The sequence below is a fragment of the Streptomyces sp. NPDC127108 genome (genome assembly GCF_042677545.1).
Lineage (GTDB): Bacteria > Actinomycetota > Actinomycetes > Streptomycetales > Streptomycetaceae > Streptomyces.
In genome coordinates, this window is sequence record NZ_JBHXTE010000039.1 from 60397 (window position 1) to 73736 (window position 13340).

The 13340-nt window shown below is 69.7% G+C and carries 8 protein-coding genes; 3 read left to right on the forward strand and 5 right to left on the reverse strand.

Features of this window, described 5'->3' with window-relative positions:
• Positions 1 to 37: 37 nt before the first annotated feature.
• The 3 genes from ACFVHO_RS29160 to wecB form a co-directional block, all read right to left on the reverse strand.
• A complete protein-coding gene (locus tag ACFVHO_RS29160; protein WP_385720869.1) occupies positions 38 to 2344 on the reverse strand; it encodes a hypothetical protein in 2307 nt (768 codons plus the stop codon).
• 31 nt (positions 2345 to 2375) lie between these two features.
• On the reverse strand, positions 2376 to 4655 hold the full coding sequence (locus tag ACFVHO_RS29165) for an NHL repeat-containing protein (RefSeq protein WP_385720871.1): 2280 nt from the start codon (positions 4653 to 4655) through the stop codon (positions 2376 to 2378).
• A gap of 83 nt (positions 4656 to 4738) precedes the next feature.
• Positions 4739 to 5908: a non-hydrolyzing UDP-N-acetylglucosamine 2-epimerase gene (gene wecB / locus ACFVHO_RS29170; protein ID WP_385720873.1), complete on the reverse strand. Its 1170-nt coding sequence runs from the start codon at positions 5906 to 5908 to the stop codon at positions 4739 to 4741.
• Positions 5909 to 6685: 777 nt separating this feature from the next.
• Here wecB and ACFVHO_RS29175 point away from each other — a divergent pair.
• The 3 genes from ACFVHO_RS29175 (at position 6686) to ACFVHO_RS29185 (ending at position 10899) form a co-directional block, all read left to right on the forward strand.
• Positions 6686 to 8053, forward strand: a complete 1368-nt coding sequence (locus tag ACFVHO_RS29175; protein WP_385720876.1) for a glycosyltransferase — start codon at positions 6686 to 6688, stop codon at positions 8051 to 8053.
• Positions 8054 to 8138: 85 nt separating this feature from the next.
• Complete coding sequence (locus tag ACFVHO_RS29180) at positions 8139 to 10421, forward strand: hypothetical protein (RefSeq protein ID WP_385720879.1); 2283 nt, start codon at positions 8139 to 8141, stop codon at positions 10419 to 10421.
• A gap of 127 nt (positions 10422 to 10548) precedes the next feature.
• On the forward strand, positions 10549 to 10899 hold the full coding sequence (locus ACFVHO_RS29185) for a hypothetical protein (protein WP_385720882.1): 351 nt from the start codon (positions 10549 to 10551) through the stop codon (positions 10897 to 10899).
• 19 nt (positions 10900 to 10918) lie between these two features.
• Here the strand turns inward: ACFVHO_RS29185 and ACFVHO_RS29190 are convergent, their stop codons facing one another.
• Positions 10919 to 11761: an alpha/beta fold hydrolase gene (locus tag ACFVHO_RS29190; protein WP_385720955.1), complete on the reverse strand. Its 843-nt coding sequence runs from the start codon at positions 11759 to 11761 to the stop codon at positions 10919 to 10921.
• Positions 11762 to 11897: 136 nt separating this feature from the next.
• The gene (locus ACFVHO_RS29195) at positions 11898 to 13109 is read right to left on the reverse strand and encodes a low temperature requirement protein A (RefSeq protein WP_385720884.1); all 1212 of its coding nucleotides are present in this window, start codon (positions 13107 to 13109) and stop codon (positions 11898 to 11900) included.
• Positions 13110 to 13340 lie beyond the last annotated feature (231 nt).

Consider the following 13340-nt stretch of genomic DNA (forward strand, 5'->3'; position numbering starts at 1 on the left):
GGACCTCAGATCGAGGTGCGCGCTCTGCGGGGTGGTGTCACCGCACCCGCGCGGACAGCGCGATGGGTGTGAGCCGGCCGATGGCGGCCTGCCCGTCGGCCGGTTGGGTGCCGCTCTGGGCGTCGGGCAGGGCCCGGATGCCGAGGGTGTAGATGAGCGCCGTCTTGTCGGTGGTCCCGGTGTTGAGATGCGGGTTGGAGGAGATGACCAGCGTCTTGCCGCCGTCCTCGAGGCGGGCCTCCAGATTCCCCGTCACGTACGGCGAGGTGAAGTAGTAGCCGTAGGAGGCGCCGCCGGTGAAGGCGAAGCCGGTGGGGGCGGTGAAGCGCTGCTCGATCGTGCCGGGGTTGACCGGCTGGTTGTTGAGCGAGCGGATCTCCAGGTTGAACGTGGTGCTCTGTCCCGGCGCCGCGTCGGGCACCGATTCCTGCACGATGCGCAGCGCGGTCTCGTTCTGCGCACTGCCGATGATCTTGCCGGAGAGCTGGACAGGGGTGTGCCGGCCGACGCTGGCCGAGCCGTTGTCGTACTGCCCGGGAAGGGCGTTGGAGCGGGCCTGCACCGGAATGGTGTAGATCAGCGAACCGGTGTCGCTGGTCGTGGTGTTGAGGTGCGGGTTGGCCGTGATGAGCAGGGTCCGGCCGCCGTCCTCGATGCGGTGGGTGAGGTTCCCGGTGATGACGCCGTGGATGGTCTCGTAGTACGCGTACGTGGGGTGGCCCGAGAAGACGAAGCCGCTCGGGGCAACGAAGCGCTGGTTGATCGTGCCGGGGTTGACGGGCTGCCCGGTGGGGCCGGTGAACTTCACGTTGAAGGCCGTGTACTGGTCGGGCGCGACCTCGGGGATCGTGTCCTGGAAGATGGTCAGCGCCGTCTCGTCCGCCACGGAGGCGGGCACGACGACCGTGACCGGCAGCGTGTACGTGTTGTCGCTCAGGCTGAGGTCGCCGCCGTACTGGATCTCCAGCGTGGAGGTGTAGGTGCCCGGCGGGGTGCTCTCCGGCGCGCTGATCCGGAACACACCGTCCAGGGTGCCCGCGTGGGGCAGCAGCTGCTGACCGGTGAAGGTGCGGGTGAGCCGTCGGCCGGTGCTGCCGGGCCCGCCCACCAGGCCGTCGGCCAGGGTCAGTACGACGGTCACCGACTTGCCGTCGGCGGGGTTGGGGCCGCGGCTGCGGATGCGCGCGCCGAGGTCGAACTCCTGGCCGCGCTGGACCCGGTAGGGGCTGACGACCTCGCCGAACAGGTCGGCGGCGGGCGGAGTCGGCGGGGTCATCTGGGCGACGGACGTGACGCCGCGGATGCGGTGGTTGTTGCAGTCGGCGATGTAGAGGTGGCCGGCGCGGTCCAGGGCTATCCCGTACGGGTAGAACAGGCGGGTGCCCGCGGCGGGGCCGCCGTCGTCCACGTACCCCGCGGTGCCGTTGCCCGCGACAGTGGTGATGATGCCGTCCGACGTGACCTTGCGGACCCGGTGGTTGTGGTTGTCGCCGATGTAGAGGCTGCCCGCCTCGTCAAGGACCACGCCCCAGGGGTAGTGGAGGCGGGTGGCGATGGCGGGTCCGCCGTCGGAGACGTATCCGGCGGTGCCGTTGCCCGCGACGGTGGTGATGATGCCGTTCGGGGTGACCTTGCGGATGCGGTGGTTGTGCCGGTCCGCGATGTACAGACTGCCCTCGGGGTCCACGGTCACCCCGAGCGGGTAGTGGAGGCGGGTGGCGATGGCGGGTCCGCCGTCGGAGACGTATCCGGCGGTGCCGTTGCCCGCGACGGTGGTGATGTTCCCGTTCGGGGTGACCTTGCGGATGCGGTGGTTGCCGTGGTCGGAGATGAACAGGTTCCCGCTGCGGTCCACGGCCACCCCCCAGGGGGTGTTGAGCCGGGTGGCGATGGCGGGTCCGCCGTCGGAGATGTAACCGGCGGTGCCGTCACCTGCGACGGTGGTGATGATGCCGTTGGTGGTGACCTTGCGCACACGGTGGTTGCTGGTGTCCGCGATGTAGAGGTTGCCCGCCTCGTCCACGGCCACATCACCGGGGTAATAGAGCCGGGTGGCGACCGCGGGTCCGCCGTCGGAGATGTATCCGGCCTCGCCGGTGCCCGCGACGGTGGTGATGACGCCGTTCGGGGTGACCTTGCGGATGCGGTGGTTGTGCCGGTCCGCGATGAAGAGATTGCCGTTCTTGTCCACGGCCACGTTGCTGGGGTAATGCACCCGGGTCAGCGCGCCCGGCCCGCCGTCGGAGATGTATCCGGCCGCGCCGTTGCCCGCCACCGTGGCGATGGCGCCTTCGAGCAGGCCTGCGGGCTGAGGGCCCGCTCCGGTGCTGGTGCTGGTCGTCATGGTTGCCGCTCCTGTCGTGGATCAGTCGGGATCAGAGGACGTGACCGGTCAGCGGTACGGGGGCCAGTCGCCCGATGGCTGCCTTGCCGTCGTCGTACGTACCGGCCTTGGCGTCCGGCAGCACACGCACCGAGAGGGTGTAGAGCAGCGCGGTGCGGTCCGTGGTGCCCGTGTTCACGTGCGGGTCGGTCTCGATGACCAGCGTCCTGCCGCCGTCCTGGACGGTGGTGTCGAGATTCCCGGTGACCGGCGGCTTGACGTAGTAGTAGCCGTAGGAGGCGCCGCCGGTGAAGGCGAAGCCGGTGGGAGCGGTGAACGTCTGGACGATCGGGCCCGGGTCGACCGGCACATCGTTCAGCGACCGGATCTCGATGTTGAACGTCGTCGTCCCGCCGGGCTTCGCCTCGGGTACGGTCTCCTGCTCGACCCGCAGCGCGGTCTCGTCGTGCCCGCCGCCGGTGACCTTGGCGGCGATCTGCACGGGCGGGTGCTTGCCGATGGCGGCACTGCCGTCCGTCCGCAGACCGGGCTCGGCGTCGGCCTGGGCCCTGATCCCGAGGGTGTACACCAGCGGGCTGGTGTCGCTGTCGGTGGTGTTGACGTGCGGATTGGCCTCGATGACCAGGGTCTGGCCGCCGCCCTCGATGCGGTACTTGTCCAGGTTCCCGGTGATGACCCCGTGGATCGTGCTGTAGTAGCCGTACGTCGGCTGCCCGACGAACTCGAAGCCGGAAGGAGCCGTGTAGCGCTGGGTGATGACACCGGCGTTGACCGGTGTACCCGTCGGCGAGGAGTAGACGACGTTGAACTTGGTGGCCTGGCCGGGCGCCGCGTCGGGCACTGTCTCCTGGTGGATGTCCAGGACCGTCTCGTCCGCGACCGCCTCCGGCGCGACGACGACGACGGGCAGGTTGACGGCGTTGTCCTTGAGGTTCAGCTCGCCGCCGTACTGGATCTCCAGCGTCGAGGTGTAGACGCCCGGGGGCGTGTCCGCCGGTGCGGTGATGCGGAAGGTTCCGTCGAACGAGCCCTCGTTCGGCACCAGTTGGGCGCCGGGGAAGGTGCGGGTGAGGCGTCGTCCGGTGCCGGGCCCGCCGGTCAGACCGTCGGCCAGGGTCAGTACGACGGTCACGTCCTGCCCGCCGACGGGGTTCGGCCCACGGTTCTTGATGCGGGCGCCGAGGTCGAACTCCCGGCTCTGCTGGACCGAATGCGGGCGGACCACGTCTCCGTACAGGTCGGCCGCCGGCGGCGGGGGAGTGGCCGCACGGGCGACTCCGGTCACCTTGCGGACGCGGTGGTTGCTGTGGTCGGCGAGGTACAGATTGCCCTGGCCGTCCAGCGCCACTCCGCGCGGGTGGTAGACCTGCCCCGCGACGGCCTGCAGCCCGTCCCCGCCGTATCCGCCGCTGCCCTTGCCCGCGACCGTGGTGAGAATCCCCTTCGGGTCCACCTTGTACACGCGGTGCTGCTCGTTGCCGCCGATGAAGACGTTGCCCGCGGCGTCGACCGCCACCCCCAGCGGATGGTTGAGCAGGGCGGACGTGGCCTGGATGCCCTCGCCGCTGTATCCGCCGGGGCCGTTGCCCGCGACGGTGGTGATGACCCCGTCCGGCCTGACCTTGCGGACGCGGTGGTTGACCTGGTCGGCGATGTAGACGGAGCCCTCGCCGTCGACCGCCACGGCCCGGGGGTGATAGAGCTGGGCGGCGGTGGCGGGTCCGCCGTCGCCGCTGAAGCCCGCGGTGCCCTTGCCCGCGACCGTGGTCAGGACACCGGCCGGGGTGACCTTGTAGACGCGGTGGTGGTCGTTCGCGGCGATGTAGAGGTTCCCCGCGCCGTCCACCGCCACGTCCGCGGGGTAGGCGAGCAGCGCGGACGTGGCCTGGACGCCCTCGCCGCTGTATCCGCCGGGCCCGTTGCCCGCGACGGTGGTGATGACCCCGGCCGGAGTGACCTTGCGGACACGGTGGTTGGACCACTCGGCGAAGTACACGTTGCCCTGGGCGTCCACCGCGGTCCCGAGCGGCTGGTTGAGCTGGGCGGCGGGCCCCGGGCCGCCGTCGCCGCTGTATCCGGCGGTGCCGTTGCCCGCGACCACGCTCAGCACGCCGCTCGGCGTGGCCTTGTAGACGGTGTGGTGCGCGTTGTCGGCGACGTACACGTTGCCCTGGGCGTCCGCCGCCACCCCCCAGGGGAACGAGAGCTGGGCCGAGGTGGCCTGGCCGATGCCGGGCAGATAGTCGATCCGACCGCTGCCCACCACCGTGGTGATGGTGCCGTCCGGTTCGGGCGCGTGCGCGGTTGTCACTGTCGATACCCCATTTCTGCTGCGAGGCAGGCGAGTTCAGCCGATACGGCCGGCGGCCGGCGGCAAGGGTGCTGCGGCGCTCATCACGTCTGCTCGGGCAGCTCGACCGGCTTCGGCCGTTCGCCGAGCAGCCAGCCGCAGGCGGCCGCACAGCGCCGGGCCGCCCGTCCGTCGCCGTACGGATTGCGCTGCGGAAACGGCCGGTTCAGATCGCCGAGCAAGGCGCCCTCACGGGCGAGTTCCTTTTCGGCCGCCGCGACGATCTCCGCTTCCTGGGTACCGACAAGGCGGGCGAGCCCGGAATCGATCCCCTCGGTGCGCTCGGTGTTGTCGCGGGTCACCAGAACGGGAAGGCCGAAAGCAGCCGCCTCTTCCTGAATTCCGCCAGAGTCCGTGATGGCAAGTACGGAACGGGCAAGGAGTCGGGCGAAGGTGTCGTACGGAATGGGGCCCGGCAGGCGCACGTTGGGGCGGCCGCGCAAGGAATCCTCGAGCGCGGTACGGACCAATGGATTCATGTGTGCCGCCACCACGAAGCTGACTTCCGGGTATTGATGGCTGAGAGTCGCCACCGCCGCTCCGATACGCCGGATCGGATCTCCCCAGTTCTCTCTTCGATGGGCGGTCACCAGAACCAGCGGAGCGGAATCCTGTTCGATTCGGCGGAATGCGGGATCGCGATCCGCGGGCGGGCGGCGGCTCGCGGAGACGGCCGCGTCGATCACGGTGTTGCCGGTCACCACGATGCGCTCGGGCGGCACGCCCTGGGCGACCAGGTTCCGGCGGGCGGCGTGGGTGGGTGCCAGGTGCAGGGCGCTCACCTCGGCGATCATGCGACGGTGGGCCTCCTCCGGGAACGGGCTGCGCAGGTCGCCGGAGCGCAGCCCCGCTTCTACGTGCACCACGGGCAGCGAGGAGAAGAACCCGGTCATGGCGCCGGCCAGGGCGGATGAGGTGTCGCCCTGCACCATGACGGCGTGCGCCGCGGGCGCGCTCAGCCCCTTGTCGAGGCCGCTGAGCAGGCCTGCCGTCAGCTCGGTGACCGAGTGCGCGCCCGTCGGCAGGGTCAGCTCGACCTGGGCGCGCAGCCCGAAGCAGGCAAGGGTGTCCCGCACCACCGAGCCGTGCTGTCCGGTGGTCACCAGCAGCGGCAGCGCCCAGGGCGCACGTCTCAACTCCTGGACCACGGGGGCGAGTTTGATGGCTTCGGGCCGGGTGCCCACGATTATCGCGATGCGCTGTCGGCCGCTCAACGCGCCAGGGCTCCTGTCCGGCGTGCGGGGAATTTGACCTTCATCTCGACGGCATCACGAATGAGGAGATGGCGCACAGGATCACCGTCCGTCGCTCGGCAAAATGAAAGATCACAAAATGGCGCGGAAGTTGAAATGGGCACCGATTACCCGAGTTCGGGAAACGCGACCCGCCGATGAAAGTAACTCCGGGTATGCGACGTGTGCAACGGCCGCAACGCGAAGCGAATGGCTGGATCCCGGTAACGTTCACAACGGGGGAACGGGAAACTCCTGGTGTGCCTGGAGAACGGAGAAATCCGCTTGTCCCGGGGTCGGCGCGAAACCGCCTGGTAATGCCGCACGGGCGAAGTGCGCGGTCTGGCCAGCGGCAGGCTTCTCGGCGAGAGTGGGCCGCCCCTGGACCTGCACACTATTCGCGCTCTTCCCTGGCCGGAGGTACGGCGGCGATATGTACGTGGGATTCACCTTGCCGCTGGTCGGCGCCATGGCGGCGGCCCGGGAAGGTGCAGGTCTCGGCGCGGGACGCGGAGCCCTGCTCGCGGCGATCGGCGCGGCGGCGCTGCCCGCCGGTTTCCTCGTGGGCAGGGAGATCCAGCGGAGGTCGACCGGGAGGAAACACGCGCCACCCACCCCCGGGACCGCGGCGCCCCGGCCGCCACGCTTCCGCCCGCCCGCGCCGGACCGCCCGCACCCCACCCCCGCCGCTACCCCCCACCTGGCAGGACATCAAGAACCCTCCCACCTGACAGGGCATCAAAAACAGGAGATCCGCCCGTGAAAAGCGCCCTGCTCAAAGCCGTCGACGCCATCGGCTGCACCGTCATCGGCATGTCCGCCGGCTATCTCGCCCTCGCCATGGGAGCGGGCATGATCGAACTGCGCCGCCAGAAAACGAAGTTACGGGTGCAGGGCGACACCGCGTACGGGAACCCGCACCTCGGCCGCCGCGACGACCGCCACCTCTACGTCCTCCTTCCCTGCCTCAACGAGGAGTCGGTGATCGGCACCACGGTCACCGGACTGCTCGGGCCCCGTACCACCGTCGTGGTCGTCGACGACGGCTCGGACGACACCACGGGCGAGGTCGCCAGGCAGTCCGGCGACGAGGCACGGGCCGCGGGCCGCGAGGGTGAGGCGGTGGTGCTGCGGCGGGAACTGCCCCAAGCCCGGGAGGGCAAGGGCGAGGCACTCAACCACGGCATCGGACTGATCCGCGAGCGCGTCGCGGCCCGCGGCCAGGACCCCGCGGAGGCGATCGTCTGCGTCATGGACGCCGACGGCCGCCTCTCGGACCGCGCGCTCAGCCACATCCTGCGGCTCTTCGACGACCCCCGGGTCGGCGGAGTCCAGCTGGGCGTCCGTATCCGCAACCGCCGCGGCAACTTCCTGACCTGGTTCCAGGACTACCAGTTCTGGGCGATGGCGGCCGTCACCCAGTTCGGCCGCAACCTCACCTCCACCGTCAGCCTCGGCGGCAACGGCCAGTTCACCCGCCTGACGGCCCTGAACGCCCTGGGCGAACGCCCCTGGTCCCAGTCCCTGACCGAGGACCTGGACCTGGCCATCAGCCTGGCCGTGCGCGGCTGGCGGCTGCGCACCACCGCCCACGCCTCCGTGGACCAGCAGGGCGTGAGCGACCTGCGCCGCCTCATCCGCCAGCGCACCCGCTGGTACCAGGGCCACATGACCGCGATCTCCCGCATGGGCGAGATCTGGCGGGCACCGCGCATGCGCCACCTCGCGGCCCTGGAGATGTTCGCCTACCTCCTCGTCCCCTGGGTCCTCGACCTCCCCTGGTCCCTGCTCTTCCAGTACTGCCTCATCTGGTTCATCCGCAGCCCCAACGTCCTCGTCCTGCGCGGCAGACGGGTCACGGCCCTCAACACCACGTGGCTGAAGTGGCCGGCCAACCTCGTCGCCTGGTACCTCCTCACCTTCGCCCCGGCCCTCGTCACCTCCTTCACCTACCTGCGCCGCGACAAGGAGGTCGGCCCGGCCCGCGCCCTGCTCCTCGGCCACTCCTTCGTCGTCATGAACTACCTGTCCTTCCTGTGCGCCTGGCGCGCCCTGTTCCGGATGGTGCGCGGCCACACCGGCTGGACCAAGACCACGCGGGAGGTGGAGGTGGCCGCCACGACATGAGCCGGTTCCCCCATCCCCGGAGAGGCCGCACAGCGCGAATTCGTCCCAGTAGCGCGACAGTCAGCTTCCTTTCGAAGGAGACACCATGACAGCGCCCGCAACACCGCAGGACGGCACCATCATCACCGTGGCGGGAACCGGCGAGTCGGGTTCCGAAGGGGATGGCGGTCCCGCACGGGAAGCAACCCTCCAGCAGCCGAACGGCGTGGCCGTGGACGGCGCGGGGAACCTGTACATCGCCGACTACAGGGGCCACCGCGTACGCAAGGTCACCCCCGACGGCACCATCAGCACCTTCGCGGGCACCGGAAGTTCCGGATTCGCGGGCGACGGCGGCCCCGCTACCGACGCGAGGCTGTACAACCCGACCGGGGTCGCGGTCGACAGCAACGGCAGTGTGTACATCGCGGAGTTCATGAACGACCGCGTGCGCAAAGTCGATCCCGAAGGCATCATCACCACCTTCGCGGGCAACGGCGAGAGCGGCTACCCCGGTGACGAGACCGGCCCCGCCCTCCAGGCCCGTGTGGGCACCCCGCACGCCCTGGCCCTGGACGCACAGGGGAACCTCTACATCGCACACAGCGGCGGCAGCCAACAGGAGTACGTGCGCAAGGTGACCCCTGAGGGCATCATCTCCCCGGTGGCGGGCGGCAGCTGGAACGTGGACGACGGCAAACCCGCCAACCGGACCGGAATCGGCTACGTCAAGGGCCTGGCCGTGGACGGCTCGGGCAATGTCTTCATCGCCGACTACCTCAACGACAAGGTCTACAAGGTCACATCGGCGGGAGCCATCTCCGTCGTCGCCGGCCGGGTGTACGGCAAGGAGCTCAAGGGCGACGGCCAGCCCGCCATCGGGTCGGTCCTCAACAGCCCCTACGCGGTGGCGGTGGACACCGCGGGCAATCTCTTCATCGCGGAGGAGAGCGCGAACCGGGTCCGCAAGGTCAGCTCCGACGGGATCATCCACAGGGCGGCGGGAGGTGGAGGGGGCACGGTCGAGTCCATCCCCGCGTACGAGGCCGAACTGCACGAGCCCGTCGCACTGGCCCTGGACACACAGGGCGCTCTCTACATCTCCGAGCAGGCGGGCCGCCGGATCCGCAAGGTGTTCGGCGCGGGACAGGCGGTGAAGCCGAGCCCCGCGGTGGCCGACCTGTACGGCGAAGTGGTCGTCCCGCACACGGTGCAGCGCGGCCAGGAGTTCGACCTGGGCGCCCGCATCAGGAACAACGGCCCATCGGCGGTGGACGGCCAGCAGGTCACCGTCGTCCTGACCCTCGCCGACGGCCTGGTCGGCGCGCCCGGCACCACCGGCAACCGGCTCACCCGCACCTTCCCCGGCCAGCGCCTCGAAGCCTTCGTGGGGTCCCTCGACGGCGTCTTCCGGGCCATCGCGCCGAAGACCACACCCCCGGGTACGTACGAGTCGACGCTGGAGATCCAGTACGCGGCCGAACTCAACCTCAAGAACAACGTCGTGACCCTGCCCGTCACCGTGGTGGCGACCGATCCGGTCACCGACGAGACCGCGCTCACCATCCGCCAGGAGAACGTGCCCAGCGCCGCGCCCGGCCAGTTCGTCAAGTTCAACGTCACCTATGACGCCCCCGTCGGCACACCCGTCAACCCCGGTGTCCTGGCCCAGCGTTACACCGCACCCACGGGCTTCGTCTTCGCCGGCGAACCGAGCTACGGCTACTACACCACCGTCCACGGAGCGATCCTCGGCAACCTGGACGACTTCGAGATCTCACCCGACGGCAAGACGCTGACCATCAACGCGAATCCGCACGTCAACACCGGCGACCAGGACACCGCCCCACTCGTCTACACCCTGCGGCTGCAGGCCGAGCAGCAGGCCGCGCCCGGCCGGTACAGCGACGGCTCGGCGAGCGTCGGCAAACACGCGCCCGTCCAGATCACGGCCGAGGTCACCGGCACCGCCCACGATGAGACGGCGCTGCGGGTGAGCCAGGAAACCGTGCCCGAGGCGCCCCCGGGCGCCGCCGCCACGTTCAACGTGGAACTGCGCTCGCTCAACGACCAGCCCGTCAGCCCCGGGATCATCCAGCAGCGGTTCACCGCTCCGACGGGCTTCGAGTTCACCGGTGGTGCCTCCTACGGCTACTACTTCGTCCAGCCGCACGTCACCGGGAACCTGGACGCCCATCTGGAGGACGGCGGCCGCGTCCTGGTCGTGGAATCCAACCCGCACCTGAACACCGGCGACACCGACCGCAGCACCCTGCTCTACACCCTGCCCGTACGCGCACTCCCCGGAGCCGCCCCCGGCACCCACACCGACGGCCGAGCCGCCATCGGCCGCCTCACCCCGATCCCTCTCACCGGCCGCGTGCTCTAGCCTCCGCCCCGGTCCCTGCGGGCCCGGCTCACTGCTCCCCGAGGCCCTCGCCGTCTGCGCGCAGGCGGCGAGGGCCACCCGAATTTGCCCCCTCGGGGCAACGCTTCACTCAGCTAGGGTGTTGAGGGTGCCGCTTGTCGAAGTGACCTACGCGCCCACGGTGCCCGAGCCTCAGCTACGCGAACTCGGCTCGGTGCTGCCGCATCTGGTGTCCCTGGCTGTGGAGTGCCCCGAGGAGCCGTACGACGGCGAGTTGCAACCCGGGGATGTCGAGATTCGCTTCCGGCCGCTGGGCCCGCTGGACCGCAGTGGCCTCGCGGTGGTGATCGAGATCAAGTCGAAGTGGTCCGCCAGCAGGGAAGCCAACCGCCAAGAGCGCGTGGATGCGCTGCACGCGGGCGTCCGCGCCGCCACCGGGATCGTCGACTTCGGCGTCTACCTGTCCCTGCCGAGCGCCGCTTGGTCCCAGGGAGACTGATCACTCACACCGAGGCCGATCACCGCGAACTGACCGATGCCTCCCAGCCCCTGAGATCCTCCTTGTCCTCCGCGCCGTCATCGGCAGCAGACAGAAACGTGGTGACCGCGGCAGCGAACTGCTCCGGAGCATCGTGATGCACGACGTGACCGGCCGCCAGCTCGATCAGGCGGGCCTGTCCGCCGCGGCGGGCGACCATGTCCCGGGCGTGCTCGGCCGCCAACTCGTCGCTGCGTGTCCCGTGGATCAGCAGGGTGGGGCAGGACACCGCTGTCCAGTCGCCCCAGTGATCCCCGTTGAGCGCCTTCTGGGACGCCACGGTGTCGTCGATGCCGAACGAGAAGCCCCACCTCTGGTCCTTCTGCCGGAACGAGCACTCCAGATACGGCGCCGCCGCACCCAGGGCTGTGACCAGTGCTTCTCGGGACGGCGCGGGAGAGGGCAGGCGCGTGGTGAACGACCAGTCGCAGTCGACGACCGCGCCGATGTCCTCCACGATCAGCTTGCTGACCTTGTCGGGGTGCCGGGCGGCGAACTGGTAGGCGTTCACCCCACCCAGTGAGTGACCCAGCACCGCCACGGGGCCGACCCCCAGATGCCGGTGGAAGGCGTCGACATCGCCTACGTAGTCCTCGCGCTCGTACCTGGCGGCACGGTCGGACTCGCCGTGCCCGCGCTGATCGAGCGCGAGCACCCGCCACCGCGACGCCAAGACCTCCGCGAGCGACGCGAAAGCCGCTGCTTCGTTGTAATGCCCGTGCAGGACCACAAGCGGTCTTCCCGGACCACCGAAGTCCAGGTACGACAGCTTCCGTCCACCCGCCATGAAGAACTCACGCATGACGCGGATCATAGAAGGCATGTCCGACACTCAGGCCGTACTCCGCAATGGCTCCCATCTGCCTGGTGCTGCCGAGGGCACTGCATTACGCCACTGACCTGGTGTTTCTTTCCGGAAGGTGCCGCCTCACGGCCCTCGGAGGTCAACTCACCGGAGGTCAACTCGCCTGAGGCGGCGCAGGTTTCGCGCTCACGGTCCGCTGCCCCTCCAGAGCGAGCACCCCCGCCACCACCCCCGCCAACACCACAAGTGCAACCAGCGCCGGTACCTCCGCGACCACCACCCCCGCGCAGAGACAGAACGTGCTGCCGGCGATCAGCGGCACGGACCGTTGCCCGGCGGTGCGCAACAAGATCGCCGCGGCGGCGGCCAGGAACACCCCCACACCGCCGGGAAGCGCCCAGGCCACCACCCCGTGCAACGGCTCGGACAGGTCGTAATGCCCGGTGTCGGCGACCTGCTTGAGAACCTTCTTCATCCCCAACGCGGTGAGCACGACCCCACCGACGAGCGGCAGATGCAGGAAGGTGTAGACGTCACGCGCGAAGCGGGTCTGGTCGTCACCGCCCAACGCCGCGAGCCGATGCTCGGCCGCAGCGCTCACCCGCCCGAAGTACAACCGCCACAACCCCGCCACCACGAGCAGCCCCACCGCGGCCGCTCCCAGTACGGGCCAGGTCAGAGTGAACCCGGACACGCCCACACCGATGGCGACTATCGACTCGCCGAGGGCGATGATGACGATCAGCCCGTGCCGTTCGGAGAAGTGCTCCGGTGAGACCACGCGCCAGCCGGATCCACCGACGAGGTAGATCCCGAAGTAGTCGACCGCCACGGCACCGAGCCAGAGCAGCACCTGCGCGAGGCCGCTGAAGGCGCAGCCGACCAGGAGCAAGGCGAACGGCGGCGCCACGGAGAGCAGTGCGGTCCGCCGCAAGGTGGCCCGGAGCACCGAGTCATCAGGGGCGGACATCCAGTACGTGACGAGATGGAGCACCCGCACAGCCCCGTAACACAGTACGAAGACGAGCGGCACCGGCAGCCCGCCGGCGGCGTCCGTATACACGTCGGGCACGGCCAGCGAAACGACCATGACCACGGCCATCACCGCGACGAGCACCCCGAACACCGCCCCGGAGTCGGCTCGCACCACATTCCCCAGCCACGCGAAACAACACCAGCACCACCACAGCAGCGCGAGCACGACGCCCGCGCCGAGCAGCCGCAGCGGGGTCGGGTCGGCTGCCATGAGCGCGGTGACCTGTGTGATGGCGTACACGAAGACCAGGTCGAAGAACAGCTCGGCGGGTGTGACGCGATGCCCGTCCTCCGTCGGAACGATCCGCGCACGCTCACCACTTGTGGCCACGATTCCCCCTCCTGACCGGACCCACCGCCCGGTCGAACCCCGGCGGAACAATACCCAGTGCCGCGTAGCCGGGGGCGCGGTGCGGAACACACCGACTGTCAGTCCTCTCCGTGGCCCCTCCAAAGCCTTGGTTGACGCAGAAGACGTAGTCCTCCTGCCAGCGGTCACATGCGGGCTTCAGACGAACACCGGGGCGGACAGGCCGAGGTGGATGCCACCGGTCAGGTGGGA

Coding starts and splice junctions, on each gene's coding strand:
- ACFVHO_RS29160 (WP_385720869.1), bottom strand. CDS start 2,344: ATGACGACCAGCACCAGCACCGGAGCGGGCCCTCAGCCCGCAGGCCTG.
- ACFVHO_RS29180 (WP_385720879.1), top strand. CDS start 8,139: ATGACAGCGCCCGCAACACCGCAGGACGGCACCATCATCACCGTGGCG.
- ACFVHO_RS29190 (WP_385720955.1), bottom strand. CDS start 11,761: ATGCCTTCTATGATCCGCGTCATGCGTGAGTTCTTCATGGCGGGTGGA.